The organism is Massilia violaceinigra (genome assembly GCF_002752675.1).
In the GTDB taxonomy this organism is placed as follows: Bacteria; Pseudomonadota; Gammaproteobacteria; order Burkholderiales; family Burkholderiaceae_D; genus Telluria_A; species Telluria_A violaceinigra.
Genome location: NZ_CP024608.1, coordinates 6,953,831 through 6,973,496 on the forward strand (window position 1 = coordinate 6,953,831; position 19,666 = coordinate 6,973,496).

Here is a 19,666-nt window from a genome sequence, read left to right on the forward strand (position 1 = left end):
TGAATTAGAAAAATACGAGTTCAGAGAATTCTACGAAGCTAATCGAGGACTCTTGGAGGATGCGAAAAACTCATTTATCACTCTAACAAATGCTCTTACCCGCCATACGGGGAATATATCCATTTCTAAAATTGAAGGTAGAGTCAAGGATAAAGAGGAGTGCGTAAAAAAGTTTAACATGAAATATAGGTCAAATTTGGAGACAGACTAAAACCATACAACATTAAAGACCAAATAACCGATTTGATTGGCTTAAGAGTAGTCTGCTTATATGAAGACGATATTGATAAGATTAAAAAATGCTTAGAGGAGCATTTTGACGTAATAGATATAACCGACAAGATTGCAATAATTGAAAATACGGAAGGATCTTTTGGTTATAAAGGCCTTCACCTTGATTTGAAGCTCAACGGTCAAAGAAAACCGCTTCCTGAGTATTTTGTTTACTCAGAGTTCCGGTTTGAGGTTCAAATCAGAACTATCATACAAGACTCTTGGAGCGTCCTCGACCATAAAATTCAATACAAGAAGGAAATTCCAAACAAGCTTCGAAGAAGAATTAATACACTTGCGGCGCTTTTCGAACTTGCAGACAGGGAGTTTCGCGAAATACGGAATTCCACCTATGATGAGATAGAAAAGGCAGAGAAGGAAGAGATTGAAGAGGTAGACGCTGTCCCAACACTGCAAAGAATTGTAGGTGAGGCGGATCAGGACCGAGTCAATTCGCAAAATGGAAAATTGAACGTTTTCAGTTTTCTAAAAATCGCAAAACATTTCTTTGATGGATTTGAATTCGAGTCACATAAAGTTGACGGTTTTACACAAGAAATAGTTAGCTTGATGCATGACGTTACTCGAAAGAAATTTAACTTTTATATGAAGGAAAACATAGCAAAAGTAAAAAAGTATCAGGTGCACTTTGAAATAGAGAATATTAGCGACAAGCTAAATCCGTACACTATTATTCGACATTGCCTTTACTTAGGAGATAAGTCCGTTTTTTCAAAACTCTTAACAAATCTCGCAAAAAATAATTTTGAAGCCTGGCTTAAGGAAAACGGATAATCCTGCACGATATACCAACCTTAATTTCTGCTCAAAAACGAGTACATCTGAAAAGTCGCCTCAGTCGCTTAGGCCACGTCAGTAAGCGCCCTAAAATGGATTACCAATTACGTAGTCAAGAAAGATAACTTTCGGCGCTACGGTGCGATAGCCACTCGGCGTATACCTCGGCCAAAAATGCTTTTACTGGAAAAATTGGCTATATTCAAGAATTTGACAATATTTGAGCAATACCGACTACCCACCAGTTCGCACATATCAGATATGCCGATTATCGCGCACATTGGACGGTTGCGTAGCTACATTGCGAGTCGAACGCAACCCAGCGCGGGGAAATTTGTACTGAGTAAGAAGACCAGCGGGTAGACAAAGCCAAAGTGTGAGGATATCGCCCTCATACATTCGTCGCTCCTCACTTTTAGCGTGCTTCACGCGAGGCCGACACGCGTTTGATAATTAATGCTAAAGTCGTCAACAGCTATATAGAAAAATACCTTGAAAAACAAGGGCTTAACTATATATTTTGGCGGAAGCGGTGTCCGTCAAATCGTAGTCCGCTCAAAGCCGCTTAATCCCGCTACGCCCTTGATTCGCCCCAGAAACTTGATGAAATTGTTCGCATGAGTTCGCACAATCACGCTAAAATCCGCTTCTTACATGTGGGTACAAATGGGGGTAGAGAAATGGCGCGTACAGTCGAAAAGCTCAGCGCTTTGGCGGTCAACAAGACCACAAAGCCAGGATACTATGGTGATGGCGCTGGCCTCTACCTACAGGTATCAAAGTCAGGCACTAAGAGCTGGATATTCCGCTTCACGTTTGCGGCGAGGCAGCGTGAAATGGGCCTCGGCCCTCTCCATACAGTAGGCCTTGCGGATGCCCGTGTCAAGGCGCGCGAGTGCAGGACGATTCTGCTTGCAGGAAAAGATCCACTTGAAGCACGCAGTGCCACCAAGCTCGCGGAAGCACTGGATCGGGCGAAGATGATCACGTTCGATCAATGCGCCAGCGCGTATATAGCTGCCCACCGCGGCAGCTGGAAGAATGCGAAGCATGCGAGTCAATGGGAGAATACCTTGGAGACCTATGCCGGGCCGATCATCGGTGCAATGCCCGTCGCATCAGTCGACACGGCGCTCGTCGTCAAGGTGCTGAATCCGATTTGGCAGGAGAAGACAGAAACAGCCACCAGGCTGCGCGGTCGGATCGAAAGTATTCTGGACTGGGCGACGGTGAGCAAATACCGAGTTGGCGAAAATCCAGCGCGCTGGCGCGGCCATCTTGAAAATCTCTTGGCAGATCCGAACAAACTCGGACGAGTCGAACACCACCCGGCTTTGCCGTGGCAGGAACTGGTGGAGTTCATGGTCAAATTGCGGTCGCGGGAAGGCGTCGCAGCGCGCGCGGTAGATTTTGCAATTCTGACGGCATGTCGTTCTGGCGAGGTGCGGGGCGCCACCTGGGCCGAAATCGATATCGAAGGGGCGCTGTGGACGATCCCATCTGAACGCATGAAAGCTGGCCGCGAACATCGTGTCCCATTATCCAGTTCGGCGGTTGACATCCTCATGCGCATGCCACAGGTTGATGATCTTGTGTTTCCTGGGCGGCGACAGGGTACAGCGCTGTCGGATATGAGCTTGACGGCTGTGCTGCGTCGTATGAGCCGGCCAGATATCACGGTACACGGCTTTCGATCAACCTTCCGCGACTGGTGTGCCGAGTCTGTAGCGAACTCGTTCCCTCGGGAAGTGTGCGAGCACGCCTTGGCCCACAGTTTGCCAGACAAGGTGGAAGCCGCTTACCGACGCGGTGACTTGCTCGTCAAACGCACGATGCTCATGCAGACGTGGGCCGATTTCTGCGCCGGGAAAATAACGGGTTAGTGCCGCGCCTGCCAACAAAGAACAGGAACGGGTTCTCTAACTATCCATCAGCCCGTGTCCGTTTAGTAGCGCTGACCTTGTCTCTCTATCTCCTCTATGCTGATTTGCTGCTTGAGATTCGAAAATACTTCGGCGAAGTCTACCAAGAACCGCTCTGCCGAGAATGCGGGAATGCTATATTCCCCAACTATCTTCGGGACCTCTACTAGCAGCGAATCAATAACCATGGTTTTTCGCGACACAGCTTCTGCATTTACGAAGCCCTCCAGCGGCAGCATAATATCCATATAAAGCTTTTTCTCTTTTTTAGAAAGACGTATACGTCGCTTAAACTTAAGAATGGGATCGCGGCATATCAATACAACCGAAACACCACAAAGACCATCGCCGTAATCTTGATCGGAGAAAAACTGTCGATAACTGGTGCTGGATAGCCAGTTGAGAACTAAGTCAACTCTACTCTCCCAATTAGCGTCCGACACGATATTCAATCTCATTAGCGCCTCTCCTTGTTGCCCGGAGGCAGATGGCCACTTTGCATAATATAGTTGAGCAACTGGCTTATGTATAACGATATGCGCCTATGTGTCGAGCAAGACTTCCTCCCATTCGACTTCCGATAGTATCCATTCCAGCGCATGCCTTCGCTGCTGCACCGAAAGCAAAGTCGGCGTGGAGTTGCCCTGATCAATTTGGCCGCATATATGCAGTTCAGTTTTTGCCGAAGCCAAGCAGTAAAGAAGATCTAGCTCACGAAGAATATCGTCGGTGGATCTGAGCCTAACACGTTGTCGAAATTCAGTGGTTGACTCTGATTTTGAAATACTGGGGAACAACGAGACGAAATCATCTGGCAAAGGGTCCAAGATCGAAACCTGAGTTAAATTAGACGCCCATGCGAGTGCAAACAACGCCTCAACGCGCCACCGCATACTTCCTGCCAGCCCTCCGCTGTTGAACACAAATTTGGACTCTAAGGGGCTCAAGTAATGGGACAATTGCTCATTTTTAAGCCAGGTCCTAATCGCATTTTTCCTCTCATCCCAACCGAATGCGAGGGCGACGACTGCATGAAGACCAAGCAAGCGGCCACCAATTGAATCGCTGTCGCCTCGGATCTCACAATCACCCAGAAACGGCAATGTAGGGGATACTTGGTAGCCGTGGCTACTTAAAATATCCAGTGAACGGCCTCGAACCTCTACAAAAATAGACATTTAAACTTATCTCATTAAGGAAAATTTTGACTATATCCGCCGGCCCCACCAGGCAGCGGGTGTAACAAATCTCTGAATGCTGGATTTTGGTGATCACACTGCCTTATTAGCCAAATTTCTTGGGGACGGTGTACCGGATGGTGCCAGGCGAAGCCAGCGGGATTGCGTAAAGCACCATCACGATAACCGGTCATCTGATTTCTTATCCCGGCGGCAGAGTAGCTGCCAATGCTGCCAGAACCTAGCGAGGTCAAATGTTCATAGAGCTGGTCGTTAGCGCCGCTCCTATGTTGAGGTCGGGTGTTTCCGCCCGCCGTGGATGCAACATAGTAAACCTGCATACAAGGACCACATTGGCGGGAAGAATTTTGTGAATAGGTAAACGGATATGGAGAAACCGTAGGGCCAAGGCTCGGATAAAATCTACCGCCAACCCAAGATCCCGGCCTTCCGCTATATGTGGGCCCTGACGGGCGCGGATTGCCTCCCCTGCGTTGTAACCCGTCTTCATCGGTCCCATTAAGGGGACCGTTCTCAACGTATGAATAAGTATTAATGCCACCGTCTAGGCCGATCGGATCGGATTGGATATACCGCCCGGTCTGCGGATCATAGTCCCTGTGGTAGTTGTAAAATAGGTTTGTGTTCCGGTCGTAGTACTGGCCTGGCATCCGTAAATTGAACGTAAATGTACCTGATCCGTTAAAGTATTCGGTCGGCGGTGTCAGCCCGAACGGATCGCCATTGTCCCAGCGCCAGACGATCTTGTTGTCGAGCGTACGTGTGATCATTCGTGGCGTTCCCAAATGATCCGGATGAATATGGAACACGTTAATCGCCGTGTTTTGGGCAGGTGCCGTACCCGTCACTGTCTGCGTCAGCACAGCCACCGGCAGGTTGCCCAAGTACACCGTCTCGCGCGTCGCCTTGCCGTTTACATAGTTGTACTCACCTACCAACTGTCCTTGCTCATCGTAGACGAATATACCACCGCCGTTAGTCTGGAATACACGCTGTTCCAAGCCGTTGAACAGCTGGTGGGCGGTGACAGCACCATTCTGGATACGGTATGGCCGAGCCCGACCGCTATAAGTAACCACGAGCGTGCCATCAGTGGCCAGATTACCGGCGCCGTCGTATTGATTTGTCTTCGCCGGTCCCGGGCCGGTGGTCGCGCTCAGCTTATTACTAAGAGGATCAATGGTGTTCGTGTAGCTGTTCGCCCCAAATCCAGCCTTGATGCGATTCCCGCTGGCATCGTAGGCGTAGGTCTGGCTGGTGCCGTTGGCGCTGTAGCTGGTCAGGCGATTCAACTCGTCATAGCCAAAGGTCTGGTTCAGGCTGGCAGGGCTGGGCGCCGTTCCTGTGCCGGCATGGGTGTATCCCTTGATACGGCTGGCGGGGTCGTAATTGACCGTGCGTACCACACCGTTCGCTGAAGGGCTTCCCAAGGTGTAGCTGCTGATCCGGCCATCGAGGTCGTAGGCGCGCACATGCGCATACTGGTTTGCTGGAACGCTACTACCCCACTTCCAACCGGTGGTTCCGCCAAACGGTGCGTAGGTGATATTGTTCAGCAAAACAATGCTGCCGGTGCTCGTGCCGGTACCGTTGGCTAGCACCGGGTTCAGCGTGATGCTGGTGACCTGGCCCGCCTGGTTGTAGCCATAGTTAACGCGGTTCCCGCTCGGGTAGGTCATGCTCACCAGCCGGCCATGCGCATCGTACGCATAGGCAAGCGTATGCGTGTTGGTGTAGCTCCCCAAGCCAGTCGTGGTCTGGGCTTTGGTGGCGAGCCGCCCGAATGCGTCATAGGTATAGGCCGTATAACCCGATTCATCCGTCATCCGCGTTATTTTGCCAGCGGCAGTCGGCGTCAGCTTCGCGTCGCCGTCATACTCGAACGTGGTGCCGATGGTGCCCGTATAGTCGATCCGGGTCAGACGGTTGAGCGCATCATAAAAATAGGTATTCGTTTTACCGCGGCCGTCGATACGCGTTTTCAGATTGCCGGCGGCATCATAGGTCGACTTGGTCAGGCCCGTGTCTGGGCTTCCCAACTCGCTGCGGTTACCAAGGCCGTCGACGGCGTAACGCGTCTCCAAGTTGCGCGGATCGGTCACCGTCGCCACTTGGTCTATGCCGTCGTAACCGTACTTGATGGTCGGGCGTGCGCCGTTGGTCAGCGGCTGTTCCACCTGCTTTACACGGTCGAGTGGATCGTAAGTAAGGTTCGTCACCCGTCCCAGCGGATCGGTTACCTCCTTGAGGTTGCCTACCAGGTCGTACTTGTAGCTGGTGGCCGCTTCCGGCACTGACTGCGCCGATGCGAGGGTGCCGGTATAGGCACCCAGCAGCGGGGTGTACGTCATGACAACAACTAGTGCGCCGGACGTCAAACGGCTGAGAATACGGCGGGTCATCGTGCAGCTCCGATTTGGCTCGTCAGACGGCCGGTTTTGTCAAAGGTACGGGTAACCTGGCGCACAAGGTTTCCTTTGTGGTCGCGCACTTCTTCCTTGATCCGGTTGCCGGTGAGGTCGAGTGTATAAATGATGCTTTCGGTGCTCTCGTCAGGACCGCTGACGACGGAGGTCAGCCGGTGGGCTGCATCGTAGGTGTACTTCGTCACGCTGTTGTCGGGAAACGTGACCATCTCGATCTGACCTGAAGGCGTGTAGGAGTATGTGGTCGTCTGCGAAGGCTTATTTTCGTCTATGCCGCTTGATACGATTTTCGACTTGACCCATCCGCGCTCGGTGTAGTCCAGCTTTGTCGTGACGCCGTCAGGCGCGCGTATCGTGTGAACCCGGCCGTGGGCGTCATAGCCCCCGTAAGTCGTCGCTTTGCCGACGGCGTTCGTTACTGTGACCAAGTCGCCCGTCTTCGAGTCATAGTCGTACTTGGTGACGTCGGCGATGTCGGTACGCGGACCGGTCACGGTAGTCAATTGCCCTTTATCGTATGTGTATGCCCATTTCCGGACGCTTCCCGTCAGAGGCGCGTTCACTCCCTGCGCCCCTGTCAGGTCGGTGGTGGCCTGCTCGGTCTTGGTCAGTACATTGCCGGTTTTTACGTCGTACTGGTATTTTGTTATACGCTTGGGTTCGGCGATGGTCTCCGGCATGCTAAGTTCCGCGTGCCATTTGGTCGTGGTTTTACGTGCTGGCGAAGCAAGTGTCTGCGCGCCAAGCAGCGATTTACAATCAGAAGTCGACGCGCCTTCAACGCGCGACGTTTCAAGATTGCGCCCAACCACATATTCGAAGCAGCTGTAATTGTTGTTGAAATCCTTCGTCATTGCGACGTTTCCAATCGCGTCATATTTACGTTCGGCGATCGTGCCGCATTCCACGCATGGCTCGTAAATAGTGGTGGTTTTAGCAACTCCAAGCACATAATCCTTTTCAAAGTAGCTCACCGACGTAACCGGTTTTTCCTTCGGCCCCACATAGTGGCTCACAATTGCCAATGGCGGCCCCCCTGTATCAGGCTTAGCGACATAGGCAACCGTGACCTTGTCGATCTCTTCGCCGAGTTGCGAGGACGTCGCCCGCCCGGCGCAGTCGTACGTCCAGCTGATGTGGCGCTCTTCATTTTCATCGACCAGGCCAGTCATCAGGTTTCTGAAAGCCGTGGGGCCAAAACCATTTCCGGTTACTTTGGTCAGGAATTTGCATTCCGCGTCGTCATTGGTTTGGATTTTGCTCGCTTCGTTATACCAATACGTCTGGCTTTTTCCGTCAGGGTAGGTCACCTTGGTCAGATTGTTCGCCTTGCAGGCGACGGTGGATTCATTGCCTGGGATGCAGCCGCCGGAGGCCCCGTCGTATTCATAAAGAATGGACTTACCCGCCGGATCGATCATTTCGGTAATGCGGCCTTTCACGTCATACCTGAACTGGAGCTGGCGTCCCCAGTTGTTCGTTACGCAGAGCAGGCGGCCAGCTGGGAGTACGTCATCCGGATGTACGCTGGCGCACGCGGGTGCGGCTGCTGGGAAATGGCTGACGCTGGTGTTATTGCTGACGCCGTCGCTATACGTGAATACTTGCTTGAGTCCGCTGCGTTCCGTTACGGACAACAGCAAACCCTTAGCGTCGAAACGTTCCGTGCGGTCATGCTGCGCACTCGTAAGAATCCATTCTTTTACGGCCAAGTTATCCGCCGCCATGACTGGCGACAGTCTGTCGCACACATCGGCCGAACTGGTGTATTTGCCGTCGGCGGCACGCTTAAACATCGTTTGCTTGCCGTCAGGGTGGCTGATGGAGACTCTGCCGGGGATAGGTTCATCGCTCCGGAAACCGGACGAGCATTCAAAGGAACCGTCTTCGGCGACGCGCCAGCAAGTGTTGCCATTGGCGTATTGTTTTTCTGGCCTGAGCGATTTGTTATACGAATGGGTCCAGCGTACGCCAAATCCACGAATCACAGCCGGGTCCGGATAGGTGGGCGCACTGTTATAGATACGGCTCAGCGTCAAACTACTCGCGCTTTTCGACGCCTGGTAATCCGTGATGACGTGCCACATATTGCCGGTGGCGGGTTGAATCGGTTGGCCGACGGTCGGTCCTTTCGTGGGTGGACATCCCTCTCCGATGTTTTTCCCGTCCGAGTCTTTGTTGGACTCAGGTTTGTCCTCGACGCATGCATTTTTCTCAGCTGAATAACGCAACTTGTCCGCTGCGCTGCATCTCACTCGCTCGCGCTTCATAGTAAATATACCGGGTCCGTATTTCGTCACATTGGTGCATGCGCCATGGTCCATAGTATAGTAGTAAGCGTCTATCGGCTTGCTTGAATAGGCGGCGTTTCCGGAGGAACTGATAGTTTCAGGTCCATAAATTGATGACACAGGTGGTATAAAATCCACCTTACAAAGGACCTTATTCACGTCCGGGTCTCGTACAAACTTAATCGCCGTTTTTATTGCACCTTCCTCATCCAAGTCACTACTTCCACCAAAAATAGTATATTTATACGGACCAAAGGTGTCGGGCGCAGGTGCAGGCTCAGCGGCCGGCGCATGGAGCGTGATGCACAGAAGAATTACACTGATCATTGCGAAAAAAATGCGGTGGGGCGATAGGCGCAATACAAATGTAGTGCTTGGGAAAGGAAAAGCCATCTCATACCTTTGATTTTTTAAAGTTGCAAAATTATCTCATGGCATGTCAATACCTATATACAGTCACCAATATATATTTGTTAACGTTGTAATTTTGCACTACCCTACCCTCAACTGTCGCCGCTGGCCGCAATAGAAGCTTTCGCCATATTCTTGAAATTTAGAGTGGGCCTGTGCATGCAGGACGACGGTGAGTTGACTCGTCCACGCTTCTGACGGACCGCCGATCCGGCACATCTCAAGGAACAGCGGCCGGCCCCGTCGCTCACAAGCACCCCGCGATCACGGCTTCAAGCGTTTCCTCGTACTTGAGGTGCAGCGGGAGGTCGCGTGCCAGGGCGAGCACCTTCTCGCCGTCGCTGGCATCAGGCGCGAGTGTGCGCGTGGCGAACGTCGGCCGGTCCGGCACCGCCGTCACGCATGCGCGGTACACCGGCACCTTCACCTCTTGGACGCCCGGCGGCGCGGCGCAGGCGGTGAGCAGCACCAGGATCAAAAGCACGGGCCTCATCGCACGGAGTCCAGGATCAGGTTCACGGTCGGCATGGCCTCGTCGCAAGTGGTCGCGCGCGCGCTCGCGACCTTAGCTAGCGCGGATCGAGGCGCCGGCCATTGGCTGCAGCCTGCTGCTGAGCGGCCTTGCCGCGTACCTCGGCCAACAGCTTGGCGTCGCCGGCGGCCTCGACCGCCCGATTCTGTTCGCGGATGGAGGTGCGCAACGCCTCGCTGACGACCTTCTCGGCGGCCAGGTCGGCCAGCGCCTGGTCTCGCGCGCTGGCGATCATCCACCAGCCGGTACCGCCAGCGGACAGAACCGCGATCAGCACCGCCACCAGCAAGATGGCCGCGATCTGCCACAGCCCGCCCTTGACGCTGGCGGCCAGCGTGCCCAGGGCGCTCATTGAGCCGCCACGCACTGCGCATGCGAGCGCTGACGATCCGTCCACAGTCCAGCACAGCGCCGGTTACCAGGCGTCGAGCAGTCATAGCCAGCGGCGAAGCGGTACATCAGGATCCCGTCGCACGCGCCCCGGTAGTCGCCCACATTCAGGCGCTTAACGATGGTGCTGTTGCAGAACGCGGTCGACCCGATGTTGTAGGTCAGATCGACGTACACGTCGTATTCCGCCTGGGTCAGGGGCGCGCGCACGCATTGCTTTACTGCGCCTTCGTACTTGCCGACGTCGAGCAGCGCCCGCTGCGCCGCCTTGACCGGCGTGGTGCGGTCGCCGGCCTTGACGCCGCCAGTGGTGCCGAAGCCGATTGTCGGCACATCGCCCTTGGTCGGTATTACGACGCCGTCCGTGTATCCCTCGCGCGTCAGGACGCCCACGAAAGCCGCCGCGCTCAGCACGAGCCCGGCGATTCCCATGCGGACTTTATTTGTCGTTGCCATGTAATTCCTTCTGCGCCATCAGGCGCGACACGTTTGCGAAAATGGAGACAGCCGCGGCGCCTCCAGCGAATACCCCGTTCGGCACGCCCTCCGGCTGCCAGATGGCCACGGCCACCTCGGCCGCGCCGAACATGGTGGCGGCCACGTTGAATTTCACGCTCCAGGCTTTGCGCAGCACCGTGCGCCAGTCGTCGATGAGCCTCATTGCTTCACCGTGATCTTCAGTGCCTGCCACATGGCCAGCGCTACCCAGCCGGCGCCGGCCAGCGCGCCCGCCTGGGTGACCTTGATCAGGGCCTCGCGCACCAGCCTGTTGCGCAGCTCGCGCCACTCGATCACCGCCTCGTGGTAGCGCCGATGCCCATCGGTATCCCCAGAGGGGAACGCTGTCAGGATTTGCTCGGTCTTGCGGGTGTTGTCGGCGAGCGCCGTCTTGATCGACACCAGCATGTTGTCGCGCTCTTGATCGTTCATCATTCGTGGCCTTAAATAAAGAAAGGCCACCCGAAGGCAGCCATGGTTTGCAGGAGTGCGGAGGGCTTACTGGTAGTAGTTGATCGTCACCGATCCGCCTGGCGGCACCACGATGGAGTATCCGTTGCCAGGAGTGACGGCGATGTTGTAGTGCGTGGAAGTCGGCGCAACGCCGCCGCTGATGCCGCCGGCAAAGGTGTAGCCGAGCGCGGTACTATCGCTGCCGTTCGTCGGCGAGCCGTAGTAGTTCCAGCTGACCGTGGCCGACCAGTTTTGCGAAGACCCGCCGCCAGCGATATTTCCGCTGCTCAGCCAGCCGGTTTCATACACAATCGTGGCCGATCCCGCGACCACGCCCGACAGTGAGTAGCCAGCAGTGGCAACCGTGTACGTGTTGTTTGAATGCTGGCTGATGTTGTAGAAGGTGTAGCTCGGGCTGCCGCCGGCGTTGATCGCGTTACGCTGGGAAATTGCCGAATTCGTTGCTGATGCCCAGTCATAGTTGCCGGAATTTGTGCCACCACTGCCGATGTACCAGAACACCGTTGCTACCGTCGTGCTTGCGCTGAGCAGGGGCGCCGCGCCGCCGTTACTGCCTTTGCCGACCAGGCTGTCAAGCATCGCGGTCGACGCCGGCGCCGTCCAGGTGCCGCTGCTGGTGAAGGTTTGCGTGACGGGCGTGCGTGCGCGCCTCCCATAAAACGCTGCCCGGCGCGCGTCGATAGGCGTCATCATTAACCCCGCTGGACCGAAACAATAAGCGTCGTGCCGCCGTCACGGGTCGATACCATCACGTAATCGGTACCGCTCGACAGCCAAGCAATATTCGCTGCGGCAGCCGTTGTCTGAAGCACTCCGTCATACCGAATGAAGCGAGTACCGCCGGGCCATGTCGGCGTGCCGCCCAGTCCAATGTTCACCAGTTCGAGGAATTGACTTGCCTGCTTACCACTGGCGGGCCAGTTAGTGAAGGTAAGCGCCTTCGCCCCAGAGGGTGGTGCAACGCGCTGGGTACCGCCGTTGTTGTAATTGACTGCCGGGCTGGTCCCATTATCGTAGAAGGTCATCGACCGAACGAATTCTTGCAGGTCGGAGAGGAGTGCGATAGTGCCGCCGGCGGCGGGTACCGTCAACGGGACCACTGTGCCCGTTGGGATCAGCGTGTCGCATTCGAAGCGCACTTGTTTCGATGCGTCGGAGCTCCCCTTCGCAATCGAGTTAGAGTCGACGAAGGCCACGATTCCGCTGGCCATGGCCGCGCTCCCAGCCGCAGCGTCACGGGCCTGCTCGGCAAGACCCTTGGCAATCTCCGCAAGGCCCTTCGCGGTCTGGGCAGCGTCGCGCGCGGTTTCCGCCGCGCCCTTGGCTAAGTTTGCGTTGGTCAGCGATGTGCCTGCGCTGGTCGCGCTGGCAGCAGCGTCGGTGGCGTTGCCAAAAACGTTGCTGGCAAGGGCGCCAAACTGCGTAACTGCCAAAATGAGCCAGGTGACGAAGGCGTCCACTCGGTTGGAAAATGTCGTACGATCGTTGCGTTGAATTACAGGCGTCGGTACGGGCGTGATTGTTGGAGGGGGAACAACAGCCATTAGATAAATCCTTTCACATCAAGGGAAACGGTACAGAGGTCGGGGCCGTCGAACGATAGGGTTGGGGTCGGCAATCCGAAGACACGAAGAGGCGAGTAATCCACGAGATCAGTCGCGATTACAACGCAAGGAACCGACTGGACCTCTTTCAACGTTGCGTATACAGCTGCGGCCTCCGCGATTCCGAGCTTGGCCGTCAACGTCATATCTGTCGTGTTGGCCCCAGGGGTGATCGTGGTTCTTCCGAATCTGTCGACATCGATAAAGCTGTAAGAATTTGGCGTTACCTTCGCTCCGTACTCCGTCAGCCCGATAGACTTCATATCCCCAAGCGCAAGCAGCCCACACTTAGCAAGGCCAGTAACCCGGGTCAGCGTTACCATTATTTCCGCGTTGTTAAAAGCGGCCAGGTCAGTCGCCACGAAATCGGTTTGGGGCTTGAACCGATCAAAGAAATATTCGTAGTAGTCGCCTGGCGCCGATCCTTCCAGATCATCGGCATAGCTGTAAATCACGTTGCCGCCCGGTGCGTCGCGCACCGTGATGCTCAGCCCGTCCGCCTCCAGCCCGAACAGTGCAACGGAATTAAACGAGCCCGGGCGCAGGGTTATAGACAAGGGCGATGCCGCGCTTTTCGTCGAGACGTAGCCGTCGAACATCGCCCACAAGTTAGTCGGTCCTTGGTCGACCCACCACGGGACTGAGCCGAACTGATTGATGAGGTCGCTTGGGTCGTGGCCCACGTTGGACGACGCGGAAACACTTTCGTATATCCGGTGCGTCACGGTACTGATGCACCGCTCACCCAGGGTGTACGCTTTCAGCATCGAAAACGTAGCGTAATCGGTTTCCGGTACGGTCGAGCTTACGATCATGGCGCCGGTAATGGCTACCGGCGCCAGAATGCTGCAGGGTTGGCTCATGCGGGAATCACTTTCACTCTAACTACGTTTCCGCCGGCGCTGACGTTGTTGAACTGCTTCGCCAACTGGTCAGTGCTGCCGGCGGACTTGCCAGTGGCCACGGCGGTCTGTTCCATTGGCACGCGCAGCTCAGCGAGTTCGCGCCGCACCTCGCGCAGCTCCGCGACGACATCGGCGTTACCCCCACCGCCCAGCATCGAGCGGGTCTGATCTGCGTTGAAGATTCGCGCCGGCCCGGTCGCCTCAAGTTCAGGGCCGCGCTCGCCCACCAAGCGCAGGCCACCGCCGAAGTCGCCGCCATTGGCATACCCAGGAACGCCGTGCGTGCGCAGAAATTCAGCCAAAGTGCCGTTCTTGCGCGCATCGAGTTCCGGCCGCGCCGCCTTCATAAAGTCGGCCAGCTCGGTGTTGTCGACAGATTCGCCGTACGCTTTTTTCCAAAAGTCGATACCGCTCTGCTGCCCTTTGCGACCCAGTACCTTTTCGAACAGCCCTTCAACGGAAAGCGGTGCGGGGGTGTCCTTCACGCTCTGCACAGCGATCCCGAACGCACGAAGCGCATCAGCGATCGACAAGAGGGTCGTATTCTGTCCGCGCGCCTGGTCGAGCTGCGCCTGGGCAGTCGTGATGATGCTGTCCTGCGCCGCCATCGCCGCCTTGTGCTGATCTGCCATGATCCGGAGCTGCGCCTCGCCCCCGGCCTGCGCAGCACCTGCGGCTTTGTTGATGGAGTCGACTGTCAGCGCAGCAAAGTCGATCTCGGCCGCAGCGTTTGCCTTGAGCGCGGCGATGTTGCTGCCGGTACGGGCCTGATCACGCGCCCATTCTTCAAAACTCCCGAACAGTTGCTGCGATGGTTTGGCGATGGTGGCCAGCGCCTCGTCCAGGCCCTGAATATCGGCCGTGCCACCGCCGCGCGTGGTGATCGCCGCGCGCGCCAGCAGCTCTTGCGCCGAGCGGCGTTGCGCACGGTCGAAGAAGGTCGTTTCGATGACAGTCGACGCCAGAGCATCGTTCAGTTTGCCGAGGACTCCCCGCACTGCATCAGCGCGCGCGTTGATTGCGCTGATCTGTTCCTTCGTTCCGTCCGCCACAGCTTTCAGGTCCTCGACCTTTCGCTGATACTCCGCCTCGAGGAATCCCTTGTCGCGTTCCACTGCGGCCTTGACATTGCCCAGGGCGGTGTTGGCGCCGGCGACGGCGCTGTCCGCCGCAGCCGCCTGGTCCTGCAGCGCGTTCCGGTTCCTGATGAGCGCCGCCGTCAAGGCGCCCAAGCCGACCAGCTCGTCTGCCCGCGCGGCAGCCACAGCACCGAGCTTGTTGCCGCTCAGCTCCATGATCTGGATCTCGATCTTTCTGTCCGTGGCAGCCAACGCTGCAGCAGCGGCCTCATCCTGCAATGCGTTGCGTCGCTTGATGATTTTGGCAGTGAGTGGATCTAAGCCAGCGATCTCGTCGGCACGCGTTGCAGCCAAGGCGCCGACCTTATCACCAGCTAATTCCATGTTCTGGATTTCCAGCGCCCGGTGCTTGTTCGCCAGTTCAAGCTTGCCCACTTCGTCGTAGACATCCCAGTTCGATGCATCGACTTTGCCCCGGCTCTTCGTTGCCAGTTTCTCCGGGCTCATCGTCAGTTCGTCACGCCGATCGATCAGGCTTTCGCGCTCGCTCAGCTTATCGGCGGCCGTCTTCGTTTTCTCAAGCTCTGGCACCACCGCAGCAAATGCTTCCTGCAGGGCCATCAATCCGGTGTACGTTTCCGATCCTGCCTTTGTGGCAAGCGCGCCGCTCTCGGACAGCCCAAGCACGGCCGCCTTGAAATCGTCACGCGTTTTGATGCCGGCCCGTCCAAGCCGCGCCAACTCGTCGGTCACGTATTTTTGAACAGGGGCCAGGCGTTCCGCGTCGCTGAGGAAGTTGGTTGCGAAAGCGTTGGTCTGCTCGGACAACTTGTCAATGCCCCCGGCCATAGCGATCAGATTCTCGCGCGCAGCCAGGCTACCAACGCCAGTCGCGCCAAACGTCATGCCAATCGAGGATAGCGTATTGTCCAGTGTCGCGTAGTTCGAAGACAAGCGAACAATCGTCTCGGTGTACCCTTCGCCGACCTGACGGAAAGCCTCCATGTCTGGAAACACTGCAGCGCTCATTTCGTCCATCGCCTTCGAGAGCGAGGCATTCAGCGCTTCGGTCAGCGCGCTCCCCGTCAAGCCCTTGATGGAAATCTTCGTCATGTCGATGTTTAAGGCGTCGAGGGTCTTGGTCACGTGATCAGCTCCGATGCCAAGCACCACGGCAGCCTCTGAAAGCTCAGTTTCGACATCCTTGAAGATCAGGCCAAACTGCGCCGGAAGCTCACCGCCCAACGCAGCGGTTTGCGGGGTATTTGTCGTGCTCTTTTTCAGCCCAAAGAAGCTCGATTTCGTAACATCGACGCTGGCGTACTGATCGAATCCCCTGCCGCCTTGCAGGTCGCGCACGTTGCCGCCGAACTGGATGCCGCTGTCCACGATGCTCGATTTCGTTTTCCCCCACAAGTTATTGACGAAGCCGGCGATCCTGTCGCCCAGGCCCGGCCCGAACACGCCCTTCGTGACTTCGGTCATTACAGTAGAAATTCCATCGACCGGTTTGCCGATGTTGAGTTGGCCGGTCTGGATGCCAAGATTGGTGCCGTTGGCGACGCCTGGCGCGCGCACGATGAGGTTCGTCAGTCCTTTCATTGACGCCTCGATCGCGCGCAACGCAGCGAGCATGCCTCGGTTGATCGGGACCAAGCTGCCGCTGTGATCCTCCAGCATTTGCAGCGAGCGTGCGATCGATTCCGACTTCCCATCGGTATCGCCGAAAACCGACCCGGTACCCTGGAGTTTTTGCGCATCCGCGGCGGACTGCCCGCCGCCACTGCCGCCGCCTCCGGCGACTGCAAAGCCCAGTGAGGCCATCAGTGCGGCCATGGCAGCCATACGCGCCCACGCCGTGTATGGTTCGCCCTGCGCCTGCGTTGCGACGCCCACTGCCGCTGCGGCAGCGCCCTTTGTCATCGATGCCGCCACGTCGGGGGCGACGCTGGCCACCGTCGCCGCTGTTTCAGTGGCCTTACTGGTGACGAACATGCTCGTGAACGCTGTCAACAGCCCGCTCTTCGTCAGCATATTTTTTATTGCAAGCGCCATTTCGTAAGCACGGAAAGCCTTTTCGGCGCCGTGCAATACCTTGTAACCCACCGTGTTCTCCTTGAAGAACCCCTTCGCGGCGCTGGCCATGTCGCCATACGAACGCACCTGCAGTTGCGCTGACCGCTGCGCTGCGAGCGCGTTGGCGCGTTGAATCATGGCCTGGTCGCCGCCGGCATCCTTGGTCGATTTTTTCAGCTCAGCATCGATGGCAGCCTGAGCGCGCGCGTAGCCAGAAAGCGCCGTCGTCAGCCCACCAATGGCCGTGCCGACGCGGCCAAACGACTCGGCCATTCCCGCTGCGGCCGACTTGGTTACCTCGTCGATCGCAGTCATGATTTCGAGCAGATCCTTGGCCGCCGCAACGCCGCCGGCGCCCCGGTCGAGCGCGACCTTCTTGCCGGTGAGTTCCTTGATTTTTTCCAGCTTCGCAATCTGATCGTTCAGGGCGAACAGTTCGGCGTATGTGGCCGGGCCGGCGTCGAGCGCCGCCTGGGCTTTTGCAATCGCCAGGTCGACGACGGCAACTTCGGTCAGGCCGTATGCGTCGATCTGTTGCTGAAGCGCCTTGGTCTGGTCTTCTAGCGCCTTCTTTTCGCTCTTGATACGGTCGAACATTTCATCATCCGATTTCTCCGATGCCCTCGCAACGCCTTCTTTCAGTGCCAAGGACTGTGCCTGTGCGGCGATGGCGTCCTCCTGCAGCGACATCATGGCGATCTCTGCACGTGCACCCTGAATCGAGGCTTTCGACAGCGCACTTTTCCCGGTCTTGATCTCGGCGTTCAGCTTGATCGTCATCTTCTGCGATTCGGACAGTCTGTTGTTGCCGTCCAGTTCGAGTTTGTTGGCGGCGATTTTCTCCGCGATCGACGTCATCAGATTCTGGTACGCCGTCGCTTCCGCTTTGATCGCTGCCACGTTGCCTTTGTCAGCGTACTTATCCCGAATGCGCTTGACCATCATGTCGTATTCTGCTGTTTTTCCCTTGAGGTCTTCGATCGCCTTCAGTTCGGCCCTCATTTGCTCGTCCTTGGTCGCGTACTCCTTTTTGAATGCGGCCACGCGCTCGCTGGCCGATTGGGCCGCCACAGCGGCGCCAGTCTGCTCAGCTTTCTGCATTTTCTGGGTCAGCTCCGCGATATTCGCCATCGTCTTTTCGCGTTCGCGGTCGATAGCGTTGTTGCTCATCCCCGTCTTATTAGGATCGAACTCGCCCGTGCGCGTGTTCAGGGCATTCAAGCGCCTCGATGCGGCGCCTAGTTGCTCAGTCACCGGGATGGCCTTTTCGGCGCCGGCGGTGCTCATACCGAGATTCTTCAGGCGCAGCAGTTTTTCGTTCTTGTCGATCTGTTCGTCGAGGCCCTTGACGATGCGCGCGTGGGCATCGTCAAACGACTCAAGCGCGGTTTCGTTGGATTCCTTGGCATCCTTGCCCCACTTCGACCAAGCAAGAGCGCCTGCGCTGAGGGCGATGATGATCGCGCCAATGGGGCCGCCCACGAGTGCCAGGCCGCCGCGCAACAGGCCCATTGCACGCGTGGCCAGGGTAGCCGCGCCCGCCTGCGCGGTAATAGCAGCGGTATTGGCGATTGACGCCGTGGTGGCGCCGCCTGCGGCGACGGCCTGCGCCGCGAGTGCGACGGCATGCGCCTCGGCGGCAGCGGCAGCGCGTGCCTGCGCCGGGATCAACCCGTTCTGCGCAATAGCTAACTGGGTCGCACCGGCTGCGCCCAGTACGGCAGCGCGCAGCTCGGTCACGCGTGCTGTCGTGAGGGCGGCGGCGCTCGCCGTGGCCTGTACGTTGGCCTGAGCTTCCGCCAGCTTTGCGGCTGCCGCGACCGCTGCCGCCTGGGTGGTTGCGACGGCGGTTTGCAGGGTGGCTGCGGCCATCGCTCGCTTGGCCGCAGCGGCCGCGTACGCATCGGTGGCCAGACCGACGATCCAGTTTGTAGCCTTGATCGCAATCATGGTCGACATGGCCCACGCCACGCCTGCGAGATTGCTGGACAGCAGACCTATCGCACCGGTGAGCCCGGCCACCGCGCCACTGGCATTGGCCTGCATGCCGACCAGTTCCATGATGTTGTTCTTGAGCACGGTGAATGCGCCGCCGATGGTTTGCACCTGGGCCGCTTCCACCCGCAGTTTCTCAAGGGCGTCGGGCAGAACGGTTGCCATGACCTTTGAAGTGATTTGCCCTTCCTCGGCCATCTTTTTCAGGGCACCGACCGGCAGCCCCATACCGTCGGCAAGCGCCTTCATCAGCCGGGGCGCCGCCTCGTTCACAGCATTGAATTCCTCGCCCCGCAGCGTCCCGGAAGCGAACGCTTGGGCCAGTTGCAGCTGCGCCGATGCCGATTCGGTGGCAGTCGCTCCGGAGACCTTGAGGGACATGTTCACGACTTCGGTGATGGCGGCGACCTGCTTCTGGGAGGTGCCCAGCTCACGCGTGCCGTTGGCGATCCTGGCATACAGCACACCGGTTTCCCCGAGCGCCTGCTGGGATGCTGTCGCAATCCGCTTGACGTCAGCGTACGCCGCTCCATATTCGCGCGCCGACGCTGACGCCAGGCGTAGCTGCGCCGTAAACTTTGCATACGCGTCGGACATTTGAATGAGCTGGGACAAGCCGGCTCCAGCAGCGATACCGGCGAGTGCTGCCTTCGCCATGTCAGCAGCGCGGCTGATGCTCGTGGTGGCGTCGCCGACCACGCGGCGCGCGCTGTCCATGTCGCGCTGCAGCCGGGCGATGTCTGCCCTCAACCGGATTTCCATATCGCCGACGATCATGCTTTTCCTTTAATTT

At 57.1% G+C, this 19,666-nt stretch carries 15 protein-coding genes; 2 read left to right on the top strand and 13 right to left on the bottom strand.

Translation table 11 applies throughout. The annotated features are described in order from the left end of the window. Positions 1-243 precede the first annotated feature (243 nt). On the top strand, positions 244-1,068 hold the full coding sequence (locus CR152_RS30050) for a GTP pyrophosphokinase (protein WP_307718600.1): 825 nt from the start codon (positions 244-246) through the stop codon (positions 1,066-1,068). A 620-nt stretch (positions 1,069-1,688) separates the two neighbouring features. Continuing rightward, complete coding sequence (locus CR152_RS30055) at positions 1,689-2,954, top strand: tyrosine-type recombinase/integrase (protein ID WP_307718601.1); 1,266 nt, start codon at positions 1,689-1,691, stop codon at positions 2,952-2,954. A gap of 62 nt (positions 2,955-3,016) precedes the next feature. Here CR152_RS30055 and CR152_RS30060 read toward each other — a convergent pair whose 3' ends face one another. The 13 genes from CR152_RS30060 to CR152_RS30120 all read right to left on the bottom strand — a co-directional run bounded on the left by CR152_RS30060 (position 3,017) and on the right by CR152_RS30120 (position 19,650). Next, the gene (locus tag CR152_RS30060) at positions 3,017-3,451 is read right to left on the bottom strand and encodes an Imm44 family immunity protein (protein WP_099881126.1); all 435 of its coding nucleotides are present in this window, start codon (positions 3,449-3,451) and stop codon (positions 3,017-3,019) included. 84 nt (positions 3,452-3,535) lie between these two features. After that, positions 3,536-4,171 (bottom strand): DUF4272 domain-containing protein, encoded by a 636-nt coding sequence (locus CR152_RS30065; RefSeq protein WP_099881129.1) that lies wholly within the window; start codon positions 4,169-4,171, stop codon positions 3,536-3,538. A 14-nt stretch (positions 4,172-4,185) separates the two neighbouring features. Further along, on the bottom strand, positions 4,186-6,594 hold the full coding sequence (locus tag CR152_RS30070; protein WP_099881131.1) for an RHS repeat-associated core domain-containing protein: 2,409 nt from the start codon (positions 6,592-6,594) through the stop codon (positions 4,186-4,188). Further along, positions 6,591-9,302, bottom strand: coding sequence for a DUF6531 domain-containing protein (locus CR152_RS30075; protein ID WP_099881133.1), 2,712 nt, complete (start codon positions 9,300-9,302; stop codon positions 6,591-6,593). The genes CR152_RS30070 and CR152_RS30075 overlap by 4 nt, the downstream gene beginning before the upstream one ends. A gap of 265 nt (positions 9,303-9,567) precedes the next feature. Further along, a complete protein-coding gene (locus CR152_RS30080; protein WP_370663840.1) occupies positions 9,568-9,804 on the bottom strand; it encodes a hypothetical protein in 237 nt (78 codons plus the stop codon). An 85-nt stretch (positions 9,805-9,889) separates the two neighbouring features. Continuing rightward, positions 9,890-10,204 (bottom strand): hypothetical protein, encoded by a 315-nt coding sequence (locus CR152_RS30085; RefSeq protein WP_229413706.1) that lies wholly within the window; start codon positions 10,202-10,204, stop codon positions 9,890-9,892. Then, positions 10,201-10,698 (bottom strand): lysozyme, encoded by a 498-nt coding sequence (locus CR152_RS30090; protein WP_099881136.1) that lies wholly within the window; start codon positions 10,696-10,698, stop codon positions 10,201-10,203. The genes CR152_RS30085 and CR152_RS30090 overlap by 4 nt, the downstream gene beginning before the upstream one ends. Continuing rightward, positions 10,682-10,903, bottom strand: a complete 222-nt coding sequence (locus CR152_RS30095; RefSeq protein ID WP_099881138.1) for a DUF7940 domain-containing protein — start codon at positions 10,901-10,903, stop codon at positions 10,682-10,684. The genes CR152_RS30090 and CR152_RS30095 overlap by 17 nt, the downstream gene beginning before the upstream one ends. Beyond that, complete coding sequence (locus CR152_RS30100; protein WP_099881140.1) at positions 10,900-11,175, bottom strand: hypothetical protein; 276 nt, start codon at positions 11,173-11,175, stop codon at positions 10,900-10,902. Before CR152_RS30100 ends, CR152_RS30095 begins: the two co-directional genes overlap by 4 nt. Positions 11,176-11,238: 63 nt before the next feature. Further along, positions 11,239-11,907: a hypothetical protein gene (locus CR152_RS30105; RefSeq protein WP_099881142.1), complete on the bottom strand. Its 669-nt coding sequence runs from the start codon at positions 11,905-11,907 to the stop codon at positions 11,239-11,241. Continuing rightward, positions 11,907-12,758, bottom strand: coding sequence for a hypothetical protein (locus tag CR152_RS30110; RefSeq protein ID WP_157778835.1), 852 nt, complete (start codon positions 12,756-12,758; stop codon positions 11,907-11,909). The genes CR152_RS30105 and CR152_RS30110 overlap by 1 nt, the downstream gene beginning before the upstream one ends. Next, positions 12,758-13,681 (bottom strand): hypothetical protein, encoded by a 924-nt coding sequence (locus tag CR152_RS30115; protein ID WP_099881147.1) that lies wholly within the window; start codon positions 13,679-13,681, stop codon positions 12,758-12,760. Before CR152_RS30115 ends, CR152_RS30110 begins: the two co-directional genes overlap by 1 nt. After that, entirely contained in the window at positions 13,678-19,650 is a 5,973-nt protein-coding gene (locus tag CR152_RS30120) for a tape measure protein (protein ID WP_099881149.1), read from the bottom strand. The genes CR152_RS30115 and CR152_RS30120 overlap by 4 nt, the downstream gene beginning before the upstream one ends. Positions 19,651-19,666 lie beyond the last annotated feature (16 nt).